A 25,840-nucleotide genomic window follows, 5' to 3' on the forward strand; every position below is an offset into this window, starting at 1 on the left:
GCGCAGCACCTCGATCAGCTTCCTAGAGCCGTGGTACCCAGACGGACCGGGTTTTTGTCGTTGCCCTCGTCGCAGTCGTGCAGCGTCGCGGGGGGATAGCTGTTGCTCAATGCACCCAAGAGGTCGAGCACCACGCGCAGGCGGTAGGAGACCTCGCTGTAGGCGTGGTAGCGCTCCTCGAGCAGGGCCCGGACCTGGTCCAGCGTCCCCGCCTGGAAGGTGAGGCCCGCACACTGCGGCGGCAGTTCGATGGGGAAGGTGGGGAGCTTCGTGTCCGGGGTGAAGCTGCCGGAGCGGAACAGCCCGTCCAGCCACTGGTAGAACTCCATGCCGAAGCCGGTGAGGATGGCGCGGGCGCAGCTGCACAGGCGAGGGGACTGGCTCCGCCAGGTGCCTGTCCCCTTACTCCCTGACGGCGCCACCGACAGAAGGTTCCTGGTCAGGATCGCCTCAACCCGCTCTTCCAGGCGCTCCTCCATCCAGTCGAATGTCGCGTTCACCGTAAGCCAGTCGCACCACGCCTTCTGGAAACGCTGGTACTGCCAACCGTAGCGGGCGATGTTGCCGAAGTGCTGCACCATGATGGCCAGCACCTGCGACCAGAGTTCGAAGGGAAGCAGCACCACGCAGGCGATCTGCTCCGGTTTCACCTGGGCGTCGAAGAGCAGCTCCAGCTCCATCTTCAGGGCGTCGGCGTGGAAGTGCTCCAGGGACTTGTCCTGGTACCAGGCCTGGAACACCTGTGAGAAGGCCCGGAAAATGAGGATGGCGCAGGCACACGACTCGTCGGCGCCGGGGGGAAGACCATCCGCCTTGTGCCCGTTACGCTCCAGGAGGGTCGCCAACTTACCTAATACCGGATCACAGGGATCCTCCACATAGCCGTCGTTGCCCACCCAGCAGATCTTGGCGACCAGGTGCGCCGGGACTTCCTGCTGTATGACCCGGTCGGCGTAGCCGCGCATTTCCAGGTCGGTGTGGAACGGGTCGAGCCAGCCGGGCATGACCAGGGTGAGCCGGAAGGAGTAGGGATCCTCGGCGCCGCAGGTGCTGCACGCCCCTTCGGTGCAGGCGGGGTAGAGGGCGTCGCCCGGGAACTTCGGGCGCAAAAGCAGGTGCTCCACGACGATCATGCGCTGGTCCAGCTCGGGGTAGCCCAGGAGCAGGGCGATGCGCCGCCGGAGCCCGGGCTGGTTGTCCGGGTTGCATGGGTCGTGCTGGTAGTCGAACCCCTTGCCGCGGTCGTGGCTGATCCTCGGATAGTCGGCCAGGAAGGCGATCTTGTCCTTGATGAGCTGGTCCAGGGCGATTTCCTGCCCGAGGACCTTCACCAGCAACAGGCCGTACTCGCTGAACTCCTCGCCGAAGCGCGCCAGCAGGTGGTCCAGGAAGCGGTTGCGCCGCTGCCGGAACTCCTGCACCGTCTCCAGCATCCCCTCCAGGATCGGCTGGGTAAGACCGGTCACCAGCTCCGAGTATCCCTGGATCATGGCTTCGTTGAGCAGGGCGGCAAAGTAGGTCCTGCTTACGGCGGGGTCGAGCGAGAACAGGTCGGCGGTGTGGGCAACCTGGGCGAAGGCGTCGGCAAGGATCTGCTCGAACACCATGAGGTAGGCCTTCATCTGGCGGGCCTGGGCCCGTCGCCGCGCCGATGCGGTGGTGGAAAGCTGGTTCGGGCCGATGCCGTAGGTGAGCGGGAAGCTGTACTGCACCGGGAAATGCTCCTCCGGCTCGCGGTAGGTCCCGGCGGGGATGGCGAGGTCATCCGCCGCACCCGGGTTCTTCAGGCGCTCCGCCTCGCCATTCAAAAGGGTGAGCGTGTCCAGTGCCTCGTCCATCCTGGGGAGGAAAGGGAGTCCGTTCTTGTAGAAGAGAAAGCGTGAGGCGTTGCGGTACAGCCGCGGCAGGTGCTGACTGGACAGGTACAAAAGCCAGTTGCCGCTCGCCTTGCCGGGATCGAAGATCGGTGTGCCGTCGCTGGAAAAGACCGGATCGTAGACCCCCTTGAACGCGTTTCCCTCGGAGTCGTACGCCGTGAGTTGCAACTGGTTCACTGCGATAACCCCCTCGATGTCCATGAGCCGGTTGATCAGGTCGGAAACGCACAAGACCGACCGGAGCACCGCGGCATCGAGATCCTCCTGCCTCAGAAAGCCGCTGGCAAGTTCCGGTCCGTTGAAGATCTCCTCCGCCGGCATCCCCTGGTCCATGAGTTCCTGCAGCGTGTAGAAGGGGACCGGCGGGTTGAAGTACTGCTCGATCTCGAACCAGATGCGCGCCTGCACCAGTTCGATGTCCGCGTCGGGCGACACCTCGACGTCGGCGCAGGCCGCCACCTCCTCGATCTCGATCACCTGTACCCGGCAATAATCCTCGTCCAGGTTGCGGTGCGCCATGAGCTCCGTCCTGGCCAGCGCCACCGCGGCATCCTTCAAGCGCTCCTTGCGCCGGTAGCGCTGGATCAGGCCGTTGACTGACGCTTCTTCAAGCAGCGCTTTCAAGGTGGTGACGGTGAGTGCGTCTCTTATGGCCGTGGTGCCGAGTAGGCGCAGGGCGGCGTGCAGGACGATCTTTTGCCCGGAGGGCGCGACGGTGATCTCGAAGGTCGCGTAGAAGACGGTGCGCCAGTGACCCCGCAGGTACTCGTTGCGTCCCTGGTCGTCGAGGGCGGGATCGGTCAACAGGTCGTAACTCTTGGTGGCGCCGAAGCGAATCAGCTTCAGGTCGATGGACCCGCCGTTGCGGCCGGCAAAGGCATCGTCGCTGTCCAGGAAGAGTTGCCACTGCTCGCGGTCGGCCAGCGACATCTCCTCGAAGCGCAGTTCCAAGATGAGCTGATCGCTTCCCGCCGCATCGGTGACAGTCGCGTTGGCTTCGATCTTTCTGTCATTGAGATCCCCCGCGTCCGGATCCGCCTCCAGTTCCAGGAGCGCCTCGTACAATCCCAGCGGCCAGACCTGCAGCGGCGCACGTCGGACCAGTTCCGGTGCCCGGTACGAGAGCGTCAGCCCCTCGTCGCCGCACCAGGCGTAATAGGCGGTGTCGCACGCGCATTCCTTGCAGACGATCCAGGCGTTTCTGACCGGCTCCAGGTCGATCAGCAGCCGCCGGAAATCGCTTTCGGTCCACGGGTTGACGGTGAGGATGGTGCGGGCGGTGAAGAAGGACTGGTTCGGGAAGGGGTGCTTCGGGTCGCCGGAGGGGGTGGCGGGCGCCAGGAGGTCGCGGATATCCCAGCCGGTGCGGTAACCGAGGTCGGTGATGGCGTAGCACAGCGCCTCATGGATGGCGATGCCCGAGTCGCTTTCGTTGTAATCGGTCCAGAGCCGGCTCGCCATCTGCTCGATGAAGCCGATTCCTTCTCGGCGCAGCCGGTAGAAATCCTGCTCCGGCGGCAAGGCGGGCTTGGAGGGTATGGTTGCCGGGAGCCGGGTCATGGGGCGCACCTGCATATCTCGACGGGCGTGGCTTCCAGCGCCGGGTCGATGACGCTGACCAGGTGTTTCCTCGCCGAAACGAGGACCGAGACCGCCTTGGAGCCGGAAGCCTCGTTCACCTCGTCCGTCCTTTGGTTGTTGTTGTCATCCTGGTAGCTGTGGAAGAGCTGGAAGTCGGTGACGCAATCCACGTAGGGGAGGTCCTCCAGGAAGTTGATCAGCACCGACTTGCGCACGCGGCCTCCGAAGCTCGGACTGCCGCCGCCGGGAAAGGCCCAGGGGGAAAGGAAGCGGACCAACTGGTCGGAGATCTGTTTTTCATAAAAGGACTGGTCCAGCCCGGGCTGCAGGCGCACCTTGCAGACCACCCGGACCTCCTCGAACTGCGGGTTCTTCACGTGCAGCCTCACGAAGCAGGAGGTGCGGCCCTTCAGGAACTGCGCGATCTGCTCCAAAAGCCCGAGGCTGGTGTAGGGACGCAGCGGGTCGCGCAGGTTCAGAAAGCGCTGGTTGGGGATGGTGACCACGGTGACGTGCCCGGGCGCCAGTTCCCGGTAGATGCCGGTGCCGCTATGGTCCGGCTCGTACTGGGTGTGGTTCAGGCACTTGACCCGGTACACCCGGGGGAACGCTTCCAGTACCAGGCGCTCGTAGTCCCAGAGCGCGATGGCGCGGTCCTTGTGGCGCAACCGCTCCGATATGCGGGTGTAGAAGTCCCGGGGCGCCTCCTTGCCCCGCCCGCCGAAGCCGGCAAAGGGCTGCGTGATCCCCTTCACGGCCGCGTCCGGCTGGTCCAGCTTGGTGATGGTCCCGGCGGGAAGCGGCGTGGCGCCGAAGGCTGGGTCGTTGCCGCGGTCGGTGAAGGTGGCCCTGAGCGCCTGTGCCGCCACCATGATGAGCCGGCACACCGAGTCGGCATTGCTGGCGACCGAAGCGCGCAGCCAGTGCATCCCCGGGGGGAGCACGCTGTTGTCGGCGGACGCCTCGCGCGGTACGGACAAGGTGATGATGCCGGAATCGAGCAGTTCCCCGGTGGCGTCGCTCACCTGGTCCTTCCCGAACGGGAGCCACTCGTTTTGGCGCAGGTAGCTCCAGTTGAGGTGCGGCTTTGGCTTTATGGAGAGGGGATCGGCGCTCCCGTCCACCACCTGGAACAGCAGGGAGAGGTTTTGCGGAGGCTGCAGGTCGGTGACCCCGATGTAGAACTCCGCCTCGTGCTTTACCGGCTGCCCCTGGGGGATCTTCTGGTCGTCGCGGTTGGCGTGTTTCATCTGGGGCAGCAGGTAAATGGCGCTATCCACCGGCAGCGCGGACTTGAGGTGGCCATGCTGTTCTGCCGTCCCGAAGGGCGCCACCGTGAAGAACCGGGCGGTGCGGCTCTGGAACTGCCCCTGGTCGGCGCTGCTCAACGCTACCGTCTGGTTAGCCGAGTAATCCAGGCTCAACCCGGTGACCACCGGTCCCACCGGCGGGGTCGGCTTGGTGCCGTCGTTGTTGGGATCGGCGTCGGTCACCCGCTTGATGTAGTCGATGAGTGCCTGTTCGTAACTCGCCTGGCCGAAGTCGTCGGAAAGGCGCAGCCGGACGAAGCCGTAGCGGGAGTCGGTGGTGAACTGCTCGTTCTGCGTCGGGTCAGGCGCATCCTGGTAAGGCGGTGCACCGGCTGACTGCGGATCCCCCAAGAGGTTGAACGTCGTGCCGGTAACGGAGGCCTGCACCGCGGTCTGGTAGGGGTGCCAGCTTCCCCCCTGCAGGTACTCAGTCACCGCGTTCACCGTCTTGCCGCCGTAGGGGGCAGGTGTGGCCTGCCAGGTCACGTCGAGCGAGGCGCTGGACAGCTTCTTCTGGAACAGTTCCTTGGAGCCGATCACGAAGGCAGCGTTGGCGACCGGCGAGGGACCAAAAGGCTGGAAGGGTTTCGAGGCATCCACGGGTCCGAAGTCGTTGGCCAGCGCGGCCGTCTTCAGGTTTTGCACGTCAACGTCCAGTTCGAACCCGGTGATGGTGACATCCTCCAGTCCCGGGTAGACGAACTTGCCGTCATCCCGGTGCCTTAGCTGCACCATCAACACGGGAAGGTCGGTGTCGAAGGTGTAGCCGTGGATGTCGGCAGAGTAGGGGGCCACGGCCGGGTCCGCGCCGGTAAGGGACAACTCCAGCCTGAGCCCCCCGGTCACCTGGCTGAACGAGGCCGGGGCCTTGGCGAGCCACCCCTTGGCGGTGGTCAGGTAGCAGGTGACATCGTTACTGAAGTCGCCGGATACCGGCACCGGCTGCTGGAAGGTGACCGCGATGCCGCGCTCGCCCTGGGCGAGGAACAGGTAGTGGGACGCGATGGCGAAACCGACCGTGGCGCGGGGCATGTCGATGGCGGCCAGCACGCCGTCCTGGTAGCGCTTGTTGTGGAAGGGGTGCCAGGACTTGTCCTCCGTAGTCAGTTCCGCACCCTTGCCGTCGGCGGAGTTGGCGACGGGGGAGGCGAACAGCCGCCCCTGGTCCCTGTCGCTCGGTGCCAGGACTCCCACCTTTTCCGTGCCGTGCCGGTACAGCGTCTTCAGGTCGGCCACCTTGGCCTGGTTCGCCACGAAGTCCAGGTCACCGGCGTAAAAGGCGTCCTTGCCCAAGGCATCCTTGCCCGCCTTGAACAGCTCTCCTGCCGGGAAGAGCCGTGTCTCGACCTGCTTGGCCAGTTCCGCCAGCAGGTGCGCGTGTCCCGGCTGGGCCGGCTTCTCCTTGAGCCGCAGGATCTCGCGGTAGTAGAAGTCGAGGTGGCGCGCGGTGAGCGTGTTGGCGGCGTCGCGCGCGTAGGCGAACAGGCGCAGGAAAGCAAGGAAGAGGGCGTAATGGGGCTGGTGGTCGTCTCGCCCGGTGAGGCTTTGCTCCAGTGACCGTTCCCCTTCGCCCGCCACCTTGGCGTAGGCCTTGAGGAACTGGTCCAAAACGGAGGTGAAGAGGTTGTGGGTCGCGATGTGGTTGATGCGCTGGAAAGGCTCGATGCCGGTGCCGTACACGGAGGCGTCCGCCGCGATTGCGCCGGTGTAGCTCGTCCAGTCCGGCGAGCCGTCGGTGATCCAGTCCTTACTGAGCCCCGCCTGGTACACCGCGCTGAAGGGAACTGTATTGTTGCCGAACAGCTCCAGTCCAGGCTGCAGGTCCGCGATGAGGCGATCCGTGTCCGGAGTGATGGCGAGGTCGGCCTTGTAGTAGGAAATGAGCCGGTTTAAGGCCGGTGCCAGTTGGCTGACGATCAGGTTGCGCAGCATCCCCTTCAGGGGAATATCCGCCGGCAGGGCGTCTTTAAGCCGGTCCAGTTCGCGTGCCAGGCTCCCGGCGCTGCTGAAAAGGTAACCGAGGTAATCTTTTGCCTTGGTCTCGTCCGATCCGAAACCGAGGTCCTTCAGGAAATCCAGGTATTCCTTGATCCTCTGGCGGTAGAACGCCACGTCCTGCACCGCGGCGAGGGCGAGTTGCACCGAGACATCGCTGCCGAAAAAGGGGGTCCAGTTGCCGTCGAGGACGTTGTCGGTATTGAAGTAGTTGAGGAAGGAGGCATAGGCCTTGGCGAAGACCATGCCGTGTGCGATGTCGCGCTGGTCCACCGGTGCGAAGGCCGGGTCGAGGGGAAGGGCGAGGCGCTGGTCCTGGCTGACACCTTCCCGTACCGGTTTCAGCGCATCCCTGTTCTGTGTGCAGTCGGTGGTTTGCGGCATAGGGCCTAATCGCTTTCCGGCAGGAGGTTCACCGTTACCCCGAGGTCGAGGTCGGTCCCTTCCAGCTTGTAATAGGGGAAGACGAAGTTGAAGCGCGAGTTGGTCGTCTTGACCCGGTAGGTGACCTCGATCAGGATCACACCCTCCAGCTCGCGGGTGTCGTCCAGGTTGACGCTTTCCAGCTCGATGCGCGGCTCATGGTACAGGATGGCGGTCTCGATCTTGTCCGCCATCAGGGTCTTGGTCCCGGTGTCGAGGCTTTCGAAGATCAGGTCGTCCAGGTTGCAGCCGTACTGCGGCAGCATGACCCGCTCACCCTGCGAGGTGCTGAGGAGAGCCTGCAGGCTGGCCACGATGTCCGCCTCCTGCTCCAGCAGCACCACCCCCGGCAGCGTCTTGTCGAACTCGGGCGGGAACGACCAGCCGCGCCCCAGGAAATCGAGGTTCATGCGTCAGCCTCCGATGAGGACGGTCAGTGCGCAGGGGGGGAGGATCACGCCGCCGCCAGCCGTCGGGTCCGCCATGCGTGCCGCCGGCAGGCCGCCGATGAACACCGTCATGGAGCCCATGATGATCACGTCCGCGCCGCAGGTATCCCCCATGCGTGCCGCCGGCAGTCCCGCGATGAGCACGTTGGGTGCCCCCGGCGGAATGATCGGCGTCGGCACCCCGAGGGTGGCCGAGCTTACGATGAGATCGGTGACGCGTGCGGCAGGAAGCATCTGATTTACTCCTTGCGGTCTGCACACTCCTCCCCCCGGAGGGGGGAGGCTCGCGACTTCGGTCAAAATGCGGCAGCACCGGTCCACACTCCTCCCCCCGGAGGGGGGAGGCTGGGAGGGGGGCTTTGCCTGTGTAAGCCGCTACGCGCCCCCTCCCTGTCCCTCCCCCTCCGGGTGAGGGGACGCTGGTGCCTCGTCCTAGTTGATCTGCACGATCCCCCCCTGGATCACTGTCTTGGCGCTTCCCTTGATGGTGGTGCTGGCGCCGGACAGCTCGGTGCTGGCGCTGCCCGCCGCCTTCAGCGCCATCTGCGCAGAGAGGTCCAGGTTAGAGCCGCACTCTATCTTCAGGTTCTTGGCCGCCTTCAGGGTGAGATCCTTGCTGCTCTCGATCCTTACCCCCTGGTCGTCCAGGGTGATCTTGTTGCCGTTTTGATCCTCTATGACGATCCCCTTCTTGTCCTCCGCGAGGGTGAGCTTGTTCCCCTTCGGCGTCTCCAACTGCACCGCCTTCCTGCTGTCATCGAAGGTGAACTTCATCTTGGAACGGCTCACGTACCCCTTGTGGTCGTTCTTGTCCTTGGCCGGTTCCGGCGCGGGTTTCGCCGAACTGTGGCACATACCGAGCACTACCGGGTGACGGGGATCGTCCCAGAGAAAGCCCACCACCACCTCGTCGCCGATCTCCGGCCTGAAGAAGGTGCCGCGCCCCTTACCCGCGTCGAGCGTGGCGAGCCGCGCCCAGATACCTTCCTCGGCCTTGCTCACCAGCGGCAGCCGCACCTTGATGCGGTCCTCCCCCTGCGGGTCCTTCTCCAGCACGGTGACCACCCCCATCTGTAGCCCCGCGACCGCCGGGATCAGCCCCGCCGCCGGCATCGGCCGCAGGTCGAAGCTCTCGGCAAAGGTCTCGGTGCAGAGGCCGAACTGTACGTCGGTTTCCCAGTTTCCGTTGTCCACCACGTGGCGCACCCCCGAGACGTACAGCTTCCCCTGGAACCTCTCGCCGACGCCGGTAAGCTCCATGACCTTGCCCGGAGCCACCGCCGCGAATCCTTGGAACCGGGCCCGCCCCCGCACCTGGGCCAGCCGCTCGGTCAGGAGCCTGCCGTCCGCCCAAGCCTGCAGTTCCGGCTGCCCCAGCTTCCCGCCGTGTCGGAGCTCGTGAGGGTCGCTCCCCAGTATTCCTGCCAGATCGGCGGGTGCCAGGTTGCCGCTGGAGGAGCGCCCGGGTTCCCTGGCCTCGGCCTCCACAATCTGCTGCTCCGAGGCATTCCAACTCTTGGCCACGATCCCCTTGCTCTGCCTGCGTGCATCGATGTCTGCATCGAGTTCCAGGAGCGTGCTGCCGAACCCGACCGTGACCACCGCGTCGCCGTCCGTCGTGGGGGTGTTCACCGTGATCTTGCCGTCGCTTGCCATCACCACCATGCCGTTGGCCTCGGCGCGCAGCAGCAGGAAATCCCAGTCGGTGGCGTTGTACTGCGTGATTTCCTTCAGGTCCGGCTTGGTGGTCTGGACATCCTTACCGAGTTGGTAGGAGTCGATCACCTGCTCGATGACGTCGCTGTCCTTCATGTTCACGAAGTAGCGGCTCTTCAGGCCGACGCTCATCTTCACCGCCTCGTCGCGGCACTCGACGGTGAGGATGCTGCCGCTTTTGCGCACGCTGATGCCGTGCCTCACCACGATCCCCTTGAACACGGTGTCGTTGTGCGAGCGGTAGCCGAGCTTGATCTCGATCTTTTTGCCCGGGACGAAGAGATCGCTGTTGCTGGCCTGGAAGGTCGCCTTGGCAGCCTCGCCGTCGCGGATCTGCAGTGTAGCCGTCGGGATGCGGTTCACCTCTTTGCGCACCGCTACCGAAAGCACGTGGTATTCCCCGGGAACGGCCGCGCCATCCATGAGCAGTTCGATGCTGCACACGTCCGGCGTAGCGGGCGTGGGGATGGTCGACCCGGTGCTCACGGCGTGGTCCCTTTGTCGAGGGGCGGGAACAGCAGGCTCGTGTTGGGCACAAGCTTCCTGAAGTTGTTCAGCCCGTTCACCTGCGCCACCTGCAGGTAATACTTGGGGTCGCCGTAGATCCGGTAGCAGAGCAGCGGCAGCGTGTCGCCCCCCTTCACCGTGCGCCGGTGGGTGAGGTCCGGGGAGGACTTGTCCTCCTTGCGTGCGCGTTTCTTCTCCTCAATGCTCTTCTTGAACTTCACCTTCGCGACGGTGCGGATCGGCTGCCCGTCCGGGTTGAACAGTTTGTGGGTCAGGGAAAGCTCTATGGCGCGGCCGGTGAAGACGAGGCTCCCCCAGACCAGTTTCAGGTGGTAGGGTTCGTGCGATTTGCCCTGGTATCCGGTCAGCATCTTGCGGAACTGGTCCACGTCCTTGTTCACGCCGTCCTTGTTCGGTTTGCCGTCGATGATGCCGGTGTTGTCGAACAGGAACTCGATGGTCAGCTCCTCCGGGAGGGTGAACTCGTACTTGGCCTGCGCCCCGCTGGTCCCCTGGCCCTGGCCGTCCGAGGTCTTCACCTTGTATTCCAGGGTGTAGCTCTCCGGGTTGATGAGCGCCTCGAAGGTCTCCTTCGCCTCGCTCTTCGTGCCGCGTTCCGCGTCCTCCGAGGTATCGAAGGCAAGGATCAGGAGCTTTTCCAGTTTGCCGTTATCCGCCATCAGCGTTCCGCCTTGTTTTTCAGTATCTGCAGCACCTGTTCCACGCACTCCGCGACCATAGCCTCCCTGCCCGCCGCGTCACCCGTTCTGGCCGGTGGGGCAGGGGAGGAGGTCAGCGCGACCTTTATGTGCAGTTCCTTGATCTCGATGGGCATGTCGTTTCCGTTGGTATCTTGCACAGATGGGCTGCACTGAATGGGTGTGTCCACGCTCCTCCCCCCGGAGGGGGGAGGGGAATGGACAAGCAATGGGAGATGATTCCCTGATGCAATCAAGCCACCGTAAAATATCTGTACGTCAACTCCATCGTCTCGATCACCAGCGCATTCTCCCCCGAGTTCAAGTCGCTCACCTGCCACTTCCTGGGGATCGCGTGCGACACCTGCCAGGTCTTCAGCGGCTCACCCTTCTCGTTCATCAGGATCACGTTCAGGTCCGTCGGCTCGAAGTCGCGGTCCCGGAAGGCGCGCAGGAACCACTTGATCACCTCCGAATCGGTCAGCATGCCGCGTTTCAGCACCAGGTCGGCGTACTTGGTGCGCACCGGGAGCTTGTGGGTGAAGCGGTTCTCGCCCCCCTCCTTGTATTCCTCGGTGTCGTACTCCACCGAAAGACCGGACACCATCTGGAAGCGGACGTCGTTCTTGTCCTTGCTGATGCCGAACTCGACCCGGAAATAGAACCCCCATGGCGGGTAGTAATCGACCATGACTTCGAACCTAGACCTTCATCAGTTTGAGCCCTTCGTGGGCGATCTCGAGGGTCTCGATGGCCGCCTCGTTGGCGTCCGATTTCAGGTCCGGTGCGGTGACCTTGACCGGGAAGCAGCGGGTGGCAGTCCACGCCGCCACCGGTTCGTGCTTCTCGTTCAACAGGCGGATGATGATGTCGCGCCGCTTGTCCACCCGCTCGTTGGCCACGTCCTCGAGCCAGGTGTTGTAGTCGAAGTCCTTCTCGAACTTGCCCCTCTTCAGGCTTATGTTGTTGTTCTTCACCAGGCCGGGCATGGCGATCTTGTTGAAGTCCCTGCTGTCGCTGTGCCGGTACTCTATCTTTTCCCGCTCCATGACCAGGCCGGTCACCTCGGTGAAGCTGATCTTGGCCCCGCCCCAGTCGACCTGGAAATGGAACCGCGGTAAAGGATACTCTTGCGCCATGTCGTCCTCCTTTGCATTCGTTTCACGCCACTTGTCCATATTCCTGCCCCCGGAGGGGGAGGGTTGGGGAGGTGGAGGCGTTACTTCTGTGGCGGAAGGTGCCTCTCCCTCCTCTCAACTCCCCCCCCGGGGGAGGACCCTACGACTCTGCCATCTTGTGCGAGAACCTGAAGATGATGAATTCGGCGGGACGCACCGCGGCAAGCCCCACCTCGGCGATCATGCGTCCCTCCAGGATGTCGATGGCGGTCATGGTCTTGCCCAGTCCCACCGCCACGAAGAAGGCGTGCTCCGGCTTCACCCCCTGCAGCGCCCCCTGGCGCCAGATCACGGTCAGGAAGTTCTCCACCATCCCCTGCACGCGCACCCAGGTGTTGGCGTCGTTGGCCTCGAAGACGAACGGCTCTGTCGCCCGCTTCACCGACTCCTCCACGAAGTTGAAGAGCCGGCGCACGTTCACGTAACGCCACTCGTTGTCGTTGCCGGCCAGCGTCCGCGCCCCCCAGACCAGGGTCCCCTTGCCGGTGAAGGCGCGGATGGCGTTCACCGACTTGCCCGCCACCGGGTCGACGTTCATCTGGTCCTGCTCCACATTGGAGAACTGGATGGTGGGCTGGATTATCGAGTTGACGCTCACGTTGGCCGGCGCCTTCCAGACGCCGCGGGCGTTGTCCACCGCGGCGTAGATGCCGGCCATGGTGGAAGAGGGGGGGAGCCTGCACGCCATGTCGGTGATGGCGGCTCGGGCCTGCTCGTAGACGCGGTTGTTGGCGACCTTCAGCGTGTCCAACTTCACCGGCGCGGCTGCCGAACCGTTGGTGGTGATGGTGACGTCGACGGTGCTGTCGTCGTAGAGAAAGTCGAGGATGGTATCGATATTGGGCGCGTACACGGCACCGTACTTCAGGTTGTTGGTCCCGATGCCGTTACTGCGGAAGTTGTCCACCGCATTGAGCAGGTTGGCGTTGGGATCGGACAGGGAAATAGAGTCGCCGTGCAGGTCCATGATCACGAACCGGTCTTTCAGGTCCGCGCACTGTGCCAGTGCTGCGTCGTGCAGGGCCTTGAAATCGGCGATGGAGAGACTCTGCGCCTCGGGGAAAACGATCAGCGTAGGCTCGTCCTTTTTCACCAGGGTATCGAGCCCCGCCTTCAGTTCCGTCTCCACCAGTGCGCTGCCGAAGGTCGTCTTGTAGGGGGCGACCGAGACGATGTAGCAGGGGCCGCCGCCGTTGGCGAAGAACATCTGCATGGCGTAGTACATGACGTGCTTGGAACGGGCTGCCTCGGTAAGGGTCGCCGTCGACTTCAGGTCGGTGGTGACCCCGTTGACCTGGGTCTCCTGCACGTCCACGTTGATGTCCTGCTCCTTCTGCGGCCCGCCGAAATACTTCTCGTACTCCACCAGGGAGGAGATGCGTGTCGGCTTCAACGTGAGGTCGCCGGGAGTGACGTCGTCGGCCTTTTCCGTGTAACCGATGAAGGCCGGGATCGCGGTTTCCACCGGGGCCACGGAAGGGGGCAGCTTGGGGATCTCCTCGATGTAAACTCCCGGTGTCTTGTACAGTGTGGCCATTTTCGTCTCCCTCCTTTTGAGCTCACAGTGTTGATCGATCGCGTATGGGTTATTACGAAACCGCTGGTTTGTGATGGATGTTACGGTCCACCTCGAGGATCAGGCTCTCCTCCTTCTCCACGAAGGTGAACTTCAGGTCGAGCATGCGCATGATGTAGAGGACAAAGGGGTACTGTTTGCCGCCCAGGGTGCCCCAGAGGTGGTTTACCTCCTCCAGTGTCGGTGAATAGATGTCGAAGATCAGCTTGAAGGTTTGCAGCTGATCCAGGGGGTTGATGGGTACGCTCGACGTGGTGATGGAGGCCGGGTCGACCGTGGTCTCGGTGAAGACGTTTTTGAACTGGAAGAAGCGGATGGCCCGCGAGAGCACCGACAGCGCGTTGACGTAGTCGCTATGGGTTGCCGTCATCAGGATCAGGAAGTTGAGAAACACCGGCGGGTTCTGGTAGCTCGCCTTAAGGGCCGCTTCATCGCGCACATAGTTGGGGAGGTTTTTCAGCGTCTTCTCTTCTTTTACATTGACGGCGGACAGGTACAGCTTGTCGCGGGATACGGCACCGCTCCCCCCGCCGGCCGCGAAGATGTCCGAAACGTTGCCGAGACTCACGGCGTCCACCGAGTTGTAGACATCATGAAGATGCTTGTTCAGCTCGTTCATTACAATGGTGAGTGCGTGGGAGATCATAGTCCTCGTCTCGGTGTCTGTGTGGGTGGCCGCGTAAAAGGCAATAAAAGCAAGTGGCTGCGTGAGGCTGAAACCGCAGGAAGCTCGGCGCACTCCGCACGACAGGAGCCCGTTGAACGTCCGGCGCGGTAATGAAAGAGTAAGTGTGGTAATTATAATTAGGATACTATAATCTATCGTGCATTGTTGAGGTGTCAACAATGTCGACAAAAAAAGGGTCCTTTGGGGCATGTCCTTCATGCAGAACCTGTTGTCAGCATCACAGGGAAAATCCCCCCTGTCCCCCCTTCGCAAAGGGGGGGAGCCCTGTGCGCGGTCGGCGCTACGTGGTAATTGAGTCGATGCCTCCGGGAACTCAATCCATGGGGCCTAAATTTAGGATATGCGGGGAAATGGGTTACAGGTGTGCGGGGACATGGGTTACAGGTGTGCGGGGACATGGGTGACAGGTGTTCGGGGACATGGGTGACAGGTGTTCGGGGACATGGGTGACAATTAGTTCAAGTGAAAGACGTGCCTGAGCAAGAGGCGACGGGGCCTTTTCGCAGCGTGGAGATGCCGTCCACGAAGCGCAGCACCTGAACCAGCGTTCCCCCCTTTGCGAAGGGGGGCAGGGGGGATTTGCCTGAGGTTACTGGGCTTTTTCGCAGCGTGGAGATGCCGTCCACGAAGCGCAGCACCTGAACCAGCGTTCCCCCCTTTGCGAAGGGGGGACAGGGGGGATTTGTCTTTGAGGGATTTGTCGAGGGGAAAAACAACAACGCCCCCCCCGGCACCTGCTAGTGGAGCAGTGCCGCAACAGGGACGTTGCGAAGGAGACCATGCATTGGTGGGCGCATATACGGGCGGTCACGCCGCCTTCAGCACCCGCCTGCGGTCATGCCCGGCGTAGCTCCCACCCGAACCGCGCACCGGGTCCTGGCCGACGCGGACGTAGCCGTCGGCGCGGAAGAACCCCACGATCTTGCGCTGCATGATCAGGGAGTCGAGCATGTAGTCGTGCACCTTTGCGCTCTGGAACTCATCGTACACCACGCGTATCAGCATCGTCCTCTCCCCGCGGATGGCATCCTTTCATACTGAAATCGCATGGCATGGACAACCGGACCGGTGTGAATGACAATGGATGCCAACTGCTGTGTTACGAATCCCTCCAGGACTGTTACAAAACAACATCGCAGTGCCGCTTGCAGACAGACCGGTAGTGCGAACGGCCTGCGTCATGTCTCCATTCTAACAAAATAATTGGAACATGCCATCTCAATACTTTCCTTAGTCAGTCGCGCGGGCTGGTTGTTGTAGCGGGACTCGACGATGATCTGCTCTATGAGGTCGCGCGGGTGGCACGCATTCGGGATCGCGCCGTACTGCTTGTAGCAGTAACTCATCAGGTAGTCATACGCCTCCTGGCTGAAGGGCACGTCGCTGGCGCTGCAGACCCCCTTGAAGATCTTCTGGTACTCCGGTTCAGTGGGGCGGTCTATCTCCACCTTGTACCTGATCCTGCGCAGGAAGGCCTCGTCCAGCAACTCGGTCGGCTCGAGGTTGGTGGCGAAGATGACCAGCATGTCGAAGGGGACGGCGAACTTCATGCCGGTGTGCAGGGTCATGAAGTCGATATGCCGGTCCAGCGGGACGATCCAGCGGTTCAGGATGTCCCGCGGCTCGATCTGCTGCCTGCCGAAGTCGTCCAGGATGAAGATGCCGTTGTTGGCCTTCAGCTGCAGCGATGCCTCGTAGTACTTGGATATGCGGTTGAAGTCGAGGTCGAGCATCCTCATGGTGAGCTCGCCCCCCACCATCACCACCGGCCTGCGCACCAGCACCCAGCGCTGGTCCACGTTCTCGGTCAGCATGGCAGGGGGGACCGGGATATGGTTCACCGGGTCGAAGACGCTGATGATCTGGCCGCCGACATCGATGGCGTAGGGGACGTAGACGAAGTCCGTCGGGACGCGCCCCACCGCCTCCGCGATCGCCGTCTTGCCGTTGCCGGGGGGGCCGTAGATGAAGACGGTTTTCCCCGAGGTGATGGCCGGTCCCAGGCGGCGGAACAGGTCCTCCCGGCACACCAGGTGGGAAAAGGCATCCCGCAGCGTCTCATCGCTGATGGTGACGCACTTCACGGTCTGCAGTTCCACCATGGTCTGGTACTCGTCCAGGGTGACCGGCGCCGGGCCGGCGTAGCGGCACAGGTCCATCAGCTCCAGGCTGCGCTTTTGTCCGGATTCGGTGACCTTGAAGGTGTAGGTAGCCGACGCGTAGCTCGTGGCGCCCTTGATCTCGACGAACTTCTCCCGCTTCAGGATTTCCAGCGCACGGTTCACGATGGTCATGGGGAGCTTGATCCGCTCCACGACGTCCCCCATGCGGAACTCCCCCATGAAGACGATGTGCTTCAGGACCAGATCGGTAATGAAGGAGAGGTCGAGCCCGGTGTCCTCCACGCATTTTGGGGGTGGGGGATTTCGTTGGTACTGCTTCTTAATGTCCTGTTCGGTGACGTGCCCCAGGGCGACCAGGTTCTGCCCGAGCCTCCCCCCGAGCCGGCGCTGCCGATCCAGCGCCTCGTCAAGTTGTGGCTGGGTAATGATGTTTTCCTTAACCAGTTTCTCACCGAGAATGAACATTGTTTCCCCCATGACTGTCATATGCGCGGCTTCGTGGTAAGATTTACCTCAAAACTTCAACATGTAAAGGACTGGCCTGAATCGCGTCTCTCAAAACTTAGTCCTTGTGTAAGCATGTCACTGTGTTTATAGTATTGTCATATTTTAACTAAAGAGTCCAGTGATGTCGCTGACTCTCTAGGGGGCGGCATGGGTAGACTTGATGTCAGAGCCCGCACGCATCTTGACTCCACTGTTTGCTACATCGCACGGGAAGACAGGCCGCAAGAGCAGGTAACCATCAGGGAACTGAGCCTCAGTGGCGCCCTGGTGGACGGCCTTTCCACCCAGCTGAGCGAGATCTTCGCTATCAGGCCGGTTCTCCCCGGTAGCGGCGAGGTGGAGCTTCTGGCCAAACTGGTCCGCCAGGGTAAAACAGGCGCCGCCATCCGCCTGTTCTACTCCGACCACGACACCATGCAGGCACTTTGGGTCCACATCAGGGACAACCTCTCCGAGGAGAATTCCTGCCCCTACTGCGGCCACCCCGACGGCTCCCGTGAAGGCTCCTGCGACAAGTGCAACCTCTACCTCAACTTCGCCAAAAACAACTACCTCGAACGGCACATCGAGAACACCTTCGCCCAGCGGCTCAACATCCGCCTGAGCCGGCTCAACCTGGAACACATCCAGAAAATCATCCACTTCGTCGATTCCAAGCTCCTGAAGATCCAGCACCGCTCCCCAGACAAGGAGTTCGTGGGCACCTCCGAGGGGATGCTCTCCGTGTTTTCCATGATCAGGAAGGTGGCTCCCACGGAAATGAGCGTGCTCCTTCTGGGCGAGAGCGGGACCGGCAAGGAACTGACCGCGAAGTCCCTGCACCATCTCAGCACGCGCAGGGACGGTCCATTCGTCGCTGTGAACTGCGCAGCTATTCCCGAGACCCTTCTGGAGGCCGAGCTGTTCGGGTACGAGAAGGGGGCGTTCACGGGGGCCTACGCCACCAAGAAAGGGAAATTCGAGTCCGCCGACGGCGGCACGCTGTTTTTGGACGAAATCGGAGACCTTCCGGCCAGCCTGCAGGCGAAACTGCTGCGCTTTCTCGAGGACAGGCTGGTTCAGCCGGTGGGGTCGGCGCACTCCAGAAAAATCGACGTAAGGATCGTCGCCGCCACCAACTGCGACCTGCAGCGGGCGATAACGCAGGGGCATTTCCGTACCGACCTCTTCTACCGACTCAACTCCTTCACCATCAAGCTCCCCCCCTTGCGCGAGCGGGGAGAGGACAAGGTGCGCCTGGCGAAGTATTTTCTGGAGAAGTTCTCCTGCAGCGAAAATCGGTCCATGGAGTTTTCCGATGACGCACTGGATGCCATCCGCAATCATTCTTGGCCGGGCAACGTAAGGGAGTTGGAGAACAAGGTGAGGCGTGGCTTTTTGATGGCGGCGGGAACGGTGGTCGACCCGGAAGAGATGGAACTCGCCCGGTACGAAGACCCCGGGGTTGGTGCTGTCGACTGCAAGTCCGGCCCGGTCCGGAAGGACCAAGTCATCAAGGTGCTGGAGCAAAATGATTACGTCATTGCCAGGGCCGCCCGCCAGTTGAACATCAGCCGCCCCAGCATGTACGCCCTCATCAAGAAGCACGGGATAAACAGGGGCGACATGAAATAGCCCGCCGGCCTCCGCACCTGCTTTACACCTCCTTTACAGTCAGCTTTACAGTCCCTTACACCTTCCTGACACTTTCCGGTCGCGCCCGCATCCCCGTGACAGCCCAACCTATCTCTAATTTCCCGTAATCAGATAGTACTTAAGAAAAATATCTCACATGGACGAGGTGCGGCACACATTATGCTGATGGTTTGCTGAACTAAACGATGATTGTTAAATTATAGAAAGTTAATGTATTGGCATAGTGTAAACGTAACATTATAAAACAATAATTTTTTTTTGGTCGATAGTGGTATTGACTATAATTAATAACAGAAATATAAATATTACACAGCGGCTGATCGTGCCCTCAGAGAATTCGACGTGACTATCTATGGAAAAATTTAAAAACTGTTTATCTTGCCTGCGGTCGAGGCTGGGCGGCTGTAAAGGGCAGGGGCTCGTCGAGTACGCGCTGTTGCTGGTTTTGATAACCATGGTGATCTTCGCCATGGTCGTAGCATTCGGCCGACAGGTTGGCAATACCTATGAGGTAATAAACTCTTCTGTGAAAAATGCCGGGAAATGAGTATCACAATAGTTTTCCGCGACATCTTTTTGTGGGTGTCGGTCTCATATCTCACCAAAAAAAAGGAGATTGTCATGCTCGATTGGATCAAGTTTCAGTACGTGCGCCTTCTCACCTGCTTAGACTCCCTCAAGACCGAAAAAGGTCAGGGCTTGGTTGAGTACGCCCTCATCCTCGTGCTCATCGCCATCGTTGTTATCGCGATCATGACCGCGCTAGGGAAGGAAACTTGCAAAGCCTTCTGTACCGTTAACAACGCACTGAAGCAGAAATAGAGGTTGTCGTTCGTGGTTGTAGTTGAGGTGGTTGGTGGAGTTCATAAAGGAGAATCTTTTTCTGAAGATTAGTACTTATTCAGAATCAGATTCTCTTTTTTGTATTAGAGTGCTTGACATATTGTTTTGGTTGTATAAAAGAATACCAATAGAAAGTATCAACATTATCCATATTATTAAGGCAAAACAATGAAATACCAAAAAGGACAAGCATTGGTCGAAACTGCAATAGTGATTCCTATCTTGATCCTTTTAGTCATGGGGCTCTTTGAGTTTGGCCGGTACCTGTATCTAAGGAACACGCTTACCAGTGCCGCCAGAGCCGCCGTTCGCACTGCCGTGGTTACTCCCAAATATGATGCCACGTTGCATCCTGGCGGGATGGCGAGCACCGGGAAAGACGCCCACACTCTGGCTTGCACCTCCGACGAATATAAAGCCGAGGATGGTGCTGTATATCGAGCTGTTTGCGACGCCATTTACAATGGTATTCCGAAAAACGAGGTGGTTGTCTCTGTCGCTTACACCGAGTTAGCATCCCCGGTGGGCCTGAGCTCTGGCGACAGCGTATCCGTCACTATTAGTTGGGATAAGTACGAGGCTATACTTCCTCTCCTTATTCCCATTACAAACCTGATCACCGCTCAAGCCTCGATGCGTTATGAATAGTTTTGGTTATCTTCAGGAGGTGCTATGACTCGACCCAAGGCAGTGATCATTGTGGCTATTCTTGCTCTTGTCTTTGCAGGGATTGCAGCCTGGCTCACCTTCCACTACCTGCAAGGGGAGATGGATAAGACCAAAGCGGTCCAGCCGCAGAAGATCGTTGTCGCTGCAACGGACATCCCCATCGGCAGCATGATCAGCGAGTCCCAATTGAAGGTGACCTCCTGGCCCAAGGACAGCATCCCTCCTGGCAGTTCACTTGAACCTAAGCCCTTGGTTGGGCGTGTCGCCATCCGCGCCATCTCCAAGGGTGACGCGGTGACCGAACAGAAGCTTAAACCCAAAGCTGCCGCGCAGGGTGCTGGCTTCATGACCTACATCATTCCCGTCGGTCACCGGGCCGTCACGGTGGCCGTTAACGAAGTTGCCGGCGTAGCCGGCTTCGTCACCCCCAACGACCGCGTCGACGTGGTACTCACTACACCCATTCCAGGCGTCCAAGCCGAAAAGATTAGCAAGATCATCCTGCAGAACGTGCCTGTCCTGGCCACCGGTCAGATTACAGAACAAAAAGAAGGCAAACCGGTGGTGGTTCCTACCGTAACACTAGACCTCACTCCCGATGACTCCGAGCGGCTGGTCTTGGGGGCCAGCAGGGGATCCTTGCAACTTTTGCTGCGCAATATAGCCGATACGGGCCCAACAGAGGCCAGGGGAGCAACTATAGCCAAGGTGCTTGCCGGTTCGGCCCAGCCGCCTGTTGCAGCCCCGGCAGCGGCACCCGCGCCGAAAGCGGTGACGGTCGCGGCCAAGCGCCCTGCGGCCAAGAAGCAGCGCGTCGTGGCGGCCCCGAGGCCGCAGGCTACCGTGCCCCCTCCGCGCAGTGGCCACACCGTCACGCTCATAGACGGCGGCGTGCGTACCACCAAGGAATTCGTCCTTCAATAGATCGGCTGACCTTCAGCTCACGAATGAGGTGCTTTGATGATCATCGTCCTTAAAAAACAACTGCAGTTGCTGGTGTGGGCGCTGTTGGTGACCTGTGCAAGTGTGACGGCGGCATACGCCGGCGTACCTCTGGAGGTAGGACTTTATAAGAGCATCCTGGTGGACTTCAAGAGCCAGAACAAGAAGATCGTGCTGGTGACCCTTGCCAACACCAAAAAAGAGGCGAAGGAAAAGGACGTTGACGAGACAGTCCCCGTGGCAAGGCCCGGTATGGCCGATGCGTCCAACGTGGTACCGGCCAGTGCGGTCAGAAAGAGGACCTCGGAAACAGACACGGGGAACACCAACAAGTTTGTGGTGCCCGAGGTGCTCTCCGAGTACGTGCTGAAACTCGACGGCATCAATATCGGCAGCACCAGCATGATCATCTGGACCAGAGGGGAAGGGGACGAACGTCCCGTGCCCACCTTCTTCGACCTGAGGGTGGTCGGCGACCGAGAGACGATCCAGAGTCAGTTGAAGGAGATGGCTCCCAACGACACCATCGAGGTGCAGTACGCCAACGACACGGTGGTGCTCTCGGGCAACGTCGCCAACGACCAGACCAGAAGCAAGGCGCAGGAGATAGCCAAGGCCTTCTCCGCCAAGGTCATCAACAGCATCACGGTCAACGAACCTCAGCAGGTGTTGCTGCAGGTAAAGGTCGCCCAGGTGGACAAGACCTCCCTTAAGAAATTGGGTTTCAGCTTTCTCGTAAAGGGAAGCACCGCTGAAGGTTTTTCCAACATCGTTGCGGCGCCCAACGGCGCCATAACCGGGGCTGGGGCAGGTGCAGGCACGACTACAACTTCGGGTACTACTTCCGGGACCACTTCCGGGGCCACTACCGGAACGACCTCCGGGACGTCGACGGCAACGGTTGCGGGGCTGGGCAACATAACCCCGCTCGGTGCGTTCCAAGCCGGCGTTTCGTACTTCCCCGCCGGCATCGGCTCCGTTTTACAGGCCTTGAGCTCGAAAGGGCTCGCCAAAGTCCTCGCCGAGCCGAATCTTTTGGTCAAGAGCAGCCAGGAAGGGAACTTCTTGGCGGGAAGCAAGGTCCCCATTGCCATCTTGGAAAGCAAAGAAGGGACCTCTACCACGACGATCCACTACGAGACCATCGGCATAAAGCTTAAGTTCAAACCGGAAGTAATGGAAAGTGGCATGATCTCGCTCAAGATAAACCCTGCCGAGGTCAGCAGCATCCAAGGATATCTGCCAGTCAACGGTTACCCGATCATCGACTCCAGGACCGTCGACACCAGCGTGGAACTTAGAGACGGGGAAAGCCTGATCCTCGCAGGCCTGCTCCAGGAGGAAGAGGTCAGGAACATGTCCAAGATCCCCGTGTTGGGGGACATCCCGATCCTGGGAGCCCTGTTTCGCTCCAGCAGCAAGGACATAAAGGAAAAAGAACTTGTGTTCTTCATCACTCCGAAAATAGTGAAGCCTACGGCGCCTGGGGTAAAGACTGAACTGCCGACTGACAAGAAGCTTACTCCTGAGCAGGAGAAGGAACTGTCATGGATGCCTTTGGGACAGTAAAGAAAAGAAATGAAAGAGGTTTCGCGCTGGTCTACATTGCGCTGATGATCGTGGTCCTGGTTGGGTTCGTCAGTTTGGCGGTGGATATGGGCTACATGTACGTCGCCAAAGGGCAACTGCAGAACGCAGCTGATGCAGCCGCGCTTGCCGGTGCCGCCATGAACCTTTCCGTACCTACCGATGTCAAGGCGAAGGCAAAGGAATTCGCGGCCGCCAACAAGGCTGCCGGAGATCCGGTGGTCATAACCGACGACGATGTCACCGTGGGTAATTGGGAGGCAAAAACCTCTACGTTCACCGCACCTCCCCTGCCGTCCGGCAAGGTGGTCAATGCTGTCAAAGTTGTGGCGCGCCGGACGGAAGCTGGTGCCACTGCCGCGGAGCAGGGGCGCGTTCACACTTTCTTTGGCAATATCTTCTCGCTGCTCCCAGGCGGTGGCGAGGGGTGGGCTGAGATGTCGGCAGCAGCGCAGGCTATCGCTAGCAGGCCTCCCCGGCCTACGATACCCATTGCCCTTTGTCAGACGGTGTGCTCCAAGACGATTCCTCCTGCAGTCAAATTTTTCTTCAAAGAGAACGACCCCACCAAGATCGACTCGGGCAAGGGGAAAGATCCTCCTCCCCCGCCTCCAGCTGAGCTCACACTTGGATGGACCGAATTCTCTTTTACTTCCCAGGCAACCGACCTTGGTCCCAAAAGCGATATCGCTAAATACATACACGGAGAGTTGCATCCTCCCGACGTGTGCAATAAAGAAATTTATACCAACAACGGCATCGGTGAGGCAGTCAATGAATTGATTGATGAGTTCGATGCCCGCAAGAATGATTCCGGCTACTGGGAAGTTATTGTCCCGATAGTTTCTGACGGAGTGGGGAAGGATGGGAAAACCGTTTCTGCTTGTCCGCCAGGTGACCAGCCCATCCCGTATCCACTAGCGAATTTCGCCATAGCGTGGATCACCTCCGTCGTCAAAGGATCTTCACCCGGTGTAACCTTCAGCAAGATCGAGTGCCTGCCCTGCGGAGATCCGCGGCTGGTGGGCGGTATACCGACCCTGGTTAAATAACGGAAAAAAAGGAATCGCCACCGTATGCCGCCACGTATCAGTTTAGCCATCATCGACAGTGAAGCTTCTGCCCGGGAATCTATCGAGGCGACGCTGAAACCCTTTTCCGAGACGATCAGTATAGTCGGGTCCGTTGATAATTTCAGCGCAGGCCTGAGGATCATCGAGAAGGGTTCGCCCAACGTGGTAATGCTCGAGGTGAACGACATCCAGCGCGGCATGCAGGAGGTACAGCATATTACCTCCAATTTCCCCCGGACCTCGGTCATCGTCTGCTCCTCGGAAAAAAGCTCCGACTGGATCCTCTCGCTCATGCGTGCCGGCGCCGTGGAGTACATGCTGCGACCCATCACCCAGGAGGAACTGAAACAGGCCCTGCAGAAGGTGGGGCGCTTCTTCTTCTCTACACCAGAGAAGGCCCCCAACGGCAAGCTCATCTCGGTGTACTACCCGACCGGGGGGGCCGGGACCACAACTGTGGCGGTAAACCTCGCCGCGAGCCTCGCCTCGGAGGGGACCAAGGTTGCGCTGGTGGATCTCAACATCTATTCCGGCGACATCAGCACCTTCCTCGACGTCAACCCGACCTATACCTTGAGCAGCGTCACCAGCAACATCGATCGGCTCGATGCCAACTTCCTGATGACGGTGATGACCCGGCACTCCTCCGGTCCCTTCGTTCTCACGGAGCCCAACGAAGTGGACGACGCCATTTCCATCACCCCGGATCAGGTGCGCCGCATCCTGGAATTCCTCAAGGGCGTCTTCACCTACGTCGTGGTTGACTGCGGCGGGCCGCTGGCCGGGTGCAACATGACTATATTCGAGTCCTCAGACCTGATCCTGTTTACCACCGCGCTGAGCCTCCCGGCGCTCAAGAACTCCAAGCGTTACCTGACCGCCATGGAGCGCAAGGGGCTGCGCAAGGACCGGCTGAAACTGGTGGTCAACCGCTACCTCCCCAAGGCCGACATCCAGGTGAAGGATGCCGAGAAGGTGCTTGGCCACACCGTGTTCCAGACCATACCCAATGAGTACCTGGACGTGGTCGGTTCCATAAACAAGGGGATGCCGGTGGTGAAGATGTCGCCCCGGTCGCCGGTCAGCAAGGCGATGTTGTCGCTTGCCGAGCTGGTCAAGTAAACAGACTACCGCTACGAGAGGCCACCATGACGCCTAACGACCCATTTCGCATCCCAGGCACAATCCAGGACCAGGAATTCTTCCAGGATCTCAAGAGCCGCATCCACCGGCGCCTGATCGAGCGGCTCGATCTCGCCAAGCTGGATCTTTTAGGGAGCAACGAGCTCAACCGGGAGATCGGCTTCGTCATCGAGAACCTGATCATCGAGGAAGGAGTGCCGCTGAACCAGTTCGAGCGCGACCGCCTCGTGGTCGAGATCCAGCACGAGACCTTCGGCCTGGGGCCACTGGAGCCGCTGTTAGCCGATCCCCACGTCTCCGACATCCTGGTCAACAAGGCCTCACAGGTCTACGTGGAGCGCTTCGGTAAGCTGGTCAAGACCGACGTCTGCTTCAAGGACAACGCCCACCTGTTGCAGATTATCGAGCGCATCGTCTCCAAGGTGGGACGCCGCATCGACGAGTCCTCCCCCTACGTCGACGCGCGGCTTCCCGACGGCTCCCGCGTTAATGCGATCATTCCGCCGCTGGCCCTGGATGGTCCGGTGCTCTCCATCCGGCGCTTCGGCCAGGATCCCCTCAAGATGGAGGACCTGCTCACCCTGGGGACGCTCGACCAGAGGATGCAGCGGCTCCTCGAGGGAGCGGTCAAAACCAGGCTCAATATCCTCATCTCGGGTGGTACCGGCACCGGTAAGACCACCATGCTCAACGTGCTCTCGGCCTACATCCCGCACGACGAGCGCGTGGTCACCATCGAGGATTCGGCCGAGCTGCAGCTCAAGCAGGAGCACGTGGTGCGGCTGGAAACGAGGCCGCCGAATATCGAGGGGAGGGGCGAAGTCACCCAGCGCGACCTGGTGCGCAACGCCCTGAGGATGAGGCCGGACCGGATCGTCCTGGGCGAGATCCGCGGCGGCGAGGCGCTGGACATGCTTCAGGCCATGAACACCGGTCATGACGGTTCCATCTCCACCGTCCATGCCAACACGACCCGCGACGCGCTGGCCCGTATCGAAACCATGGTTCTCATGGCGGGGATGGACCTCCCCGAGCGCGCGATCAGGGAACAGGTGTCCTCCGCGCTCAACGTGGTGGTGCAGCTGGTTCGCTTCTCCGACGGTACCAGGAAGGTGGTGAAACTATCCGAGGTCACCGGCATGGAAGGCAACACCATCGTCATGCACGACGTATTCGTGTTCGACCAGAAGGGGATCGACAAGGAGGGGAGGGTGGTCGGCGAGTACCGGGCCACCGGGGTCAGGCCGATGTTCGCGGAACGCTTCAGGGTGTACGGATTCGAACTGCCCCAGGGCATCTTCGAGAATTAGAGGCAGGTAT

The 25,840-nt window shown here is 60.7% G+C and carries 21 protein-coding genes; 8 read left to right on the forward strand and 13 right to left on the reverse strand.

The window, feature by feature from the left end:
* Positions 1-14: 14 nt before the first annotated feature.
* From JFN91_RS12450 to JFN91_RS12510, 13 genes are all read right to left on the reverse strand, one after another.
* Positions 15-3,437, reverse strand: a complete 3,423-nt coding sequence (locus JFN91_RS12450) for a hypothetical protein (RefSeq protein ID WP_199389518.1) — start codon at positions 3,435-3,437, stop codon at positions 15-17.
* Complete coding sequence (locus JFN91_RS12455; protein WP_199389519.1) at positions 3,434-7,147, reverse strand: baseplate J/gp47 family protein; 3,714 nt, start codon at positions 7,145-7,147, stop codon at positions 3,434-3,436. The genes JFN91_RS12450 and JFN91_RS12455 overlap by 4 nt, the downstream gene beginning before the upstream one ends.
* A 5-nt stretch (positions 7,148-7,152) precedes the next feature.
* Positions 7,153-7,596: a GPW/gp25 family protein gene (locus JFN91_RS12460; RefSeq protein WP_199389520.1), complete on the reverse strand. Its 444-nt coding sequence runs from the start codon at positions 7,594-7,596 to the stop codon at positions 7,153-7,155.
* A 3-nt stretch (positions 7,597-7,599) separates the two neighbouring features.
* Complete coding sequence (locus JFN91_RS12465; RefSeq protein WP_199389521.1) at positions 7,600-7,869, reverse strand: PAAR domain-containing protein; 270 nt, start codon at positions 7,867-7,869, stop codon at positions 7,600-7,602.
* A 198-nt stretch (positions 7,870-8,067) separates the two neighbouring features.
* Entirely contained in the window at positions 8,068-9,837 is a 1,770-nt protein-coding gene (gene vgrG, locus JFN91_RS12470; RefSeq protein ID WP_199389522.1) for a type VI secretion system tip protein VgrG, read from the reverse strand.
* On the reverse strand, positions 9,834-10,538 hold the full coding sequence (locus tag JFN91_RS12475; RefSeq protein WP_199389523.1) for a CIS tube protein: 705 nt from the start codon (positions 10,536-10,538) through the stop codon (positions 9,834-9,836). Before JFN91_RS12475 ends, vgrG begins: the two co-directional genes overlap by 4 nt.
* Complete coding sequence (locus JFN91_RS12480) at positions 10,538-10,693, reverse strand: DUF5908 family protein (protein WP_199389524.1); 156 nt, start codon at positions 10,691-10,693, stop codon at positions 10,538-10,540. The genes JFN91_RS12475 and JFN91_RS12480 overlap by 1 nt, the downstream gene beginning before the upstream one ends.
* Positions 10,694-10,809: 116 nt before the next feature.
* Positions 10,810-11,247, reverse strand: a complete 438-nt coding sequence (locus JFN91_RS12485) for a phage tail protein (RefSeq protein ID WP_199389525.1) — start codon at positions 11,245-11,247, stop codon at positions 10,810-10,812.
* 10 nt (positions 11,248-11,257) lie between these two features.
* A complete protein-coding gene (locus JFN91_RS12490; RefSeq protein WP_199389526.1) occupies positions 11,258-11,695 on the reverse strand; it encodes a phage tail protein in 438 nt (145 codons plus the stop codon).
* A 139-nt stretch (positions 11,696-11,834) separates the two neighbouring features.
* Entirely contained in the window at positions 11,835-13,271 is a 1,437-nt protein-coding gene (locus JFN91_RS12495) for a phage tail sheath family protein (protein WP_199389527.1), read from the reverse strand.
* A 52-nt stretch (positions 13,272-13,323) separates the two neighbouring features.
* Positions 13,324-13,956, reverse strand: coding sequence for a DUF4255 domain-containing protein (locus JFN91_RS12500; protein ID WP_199389528.1), 633 nt, complete (start codon positions 13,954-13,956; stop codon positions 13,324-13,326).
* A gap of 849 nt (positions 13,957-14,805) precedes the next feature.
* Positions 14,806-15,003 (reverse strand): GSU3473 family protein, encoded by a 198-nt coding sequence (locus tag JFN91_RS12505; protein ID WP_199389529.1) that lies wholly within the window; start codon positions 15,001-15,003, stop codon positions 14,806-14,808.
* A gap of 173 nt (positions 15,004-15,176) precedes the next feature.
* Positions 15,177-16,586, reverse strand: a complete 1,410-nt coding sequence (locus JFN91_RS12510; protein WP_199389530.1) for an ATP-binding protein — start codon at positions 16,584-16,586, stop codon at positions 15,177-15,179.
* A gap of 189 nt (positions 16,587-16,775) precedes the next feature.
* Between JFN91_RS12510 and JFN91_RS12515 the strand changes: the two genes are divergently transcribed.
* The 8 genes from JFN91_RS12515 (at position 16,776) to JFN91_RS12550 (ending at position 25,830) form a co-directional block, all read left to right on the forward strand.
* On the forward strand, positions 16,776-18,242 hold the full coding sequence (locus tag JFN91_RS12515) for a sigma-54 interaction domain-containing protein (RefSeq protein ID WP_199389531.1): 1,467 nt from the start codon (positions 16,776-16,778) through the stop codon (positions 18,240-18,242).
* A gap of 642 nt (positions 18,243-18,884) precedes the next feature.
* Positions 18,885-19,085 carry a Flp family type IVb pilin gene (locus tag JFN91_RS12520; RefSeq protein WP_215907373.1) on the forward strand — a complete coding sequence of 67 codons (201 nt, stop codon included), beginning with the start codon at positions 18,885-18,887 and terminating at the stop codon, positions 19,083-19,085.
* 189 nt (positions 19,086-19,274) lie between these two features.
* Positions 19,275-19,754: a TadE family protein gene (locus JFN91_RS12525; protein WP_199389532.1), complete on the forward strand. Its 480-nt coding sequence runs from the start codon at positions 19,275-19,277 to the stop codon at positions 19,752-19,754.
* 24 nt (positions 19,755-19,778) lie between these two features.
* A complete protein-coding gene (cpaB, locus tag JFN91_RS12530) occupies positions 19,779-20,699 on the forward strand; it encodes a Flp pilus assembly protein CpaB (RefSeq protein WP_199389533.1) in 921 nt (306 codons plus the stop codon).
* A gap of 36 nt (positions 20,700-20,735) precedes the next feature.
* Positions 20,736-22,286 carry a type II and III secretion system protein family protein gene (locus JFN91_RS12535; protein WP_199389534.1) on the forward strand — a complete coding sequence of 517 codons (1,551 nt, stop codon included), beginning with the start codon at positions 20,736-20,738 and terminating at the stop codon, positions 22,284-22,286.
* Complete coding sequence (locus JFN91_RS12540; RefSeq protein WP_199389535.1) at positions 22,265-23,356, forward strand: TadE/TadG family type IV pilus assembly protein; 1,092 nt, start codon at positions 22,265-22,267, stop codon at positions 23,354-23,356. Before JFN91_RS12535 ends, JFN91_RS12540 begins: the two co-directional genes overlap by 22 nt.
* A gap of 24 nt (positions 23,357-23,380) precedes the next feature.
* Positions 23,381-24,499 carry a response regulator gene (locus JFN91_RS12545; RefSeq protein WP_199389536.1) on the forward strand — a complete coding sequence of 373 codons (1,119 nt, stop codon included), beginning with the start codon at positions 23,381-23,383 and terminating at the stop codon, positions 24,497-24,499.
* Positions 24,500-24,525: 26 nt separating this feature from the next.
* Positions 24,526-25,830, forward strand: a complete 1,305-nt coding sequence (locus JFN91_RS12550) for a CpaF family protein (protein ID WP_199389537.1) — start codon at positions 24,526-24,528, stop codon at positions 25,828-25,830.
* Positions 25,831-25,840: the final 10 nt, after the last annotated feature.

Origin of the sequence: Geomonas anaerohicana, assembly GCF_016458305.1 — a bacterium.
GTDB classification, from domain to species: Bacteria; Desulfobacterota; Desulfuromonadia; order Geobacterales; family Geobacteraceae; genus Geomonas; species Geomonas anaerohicana.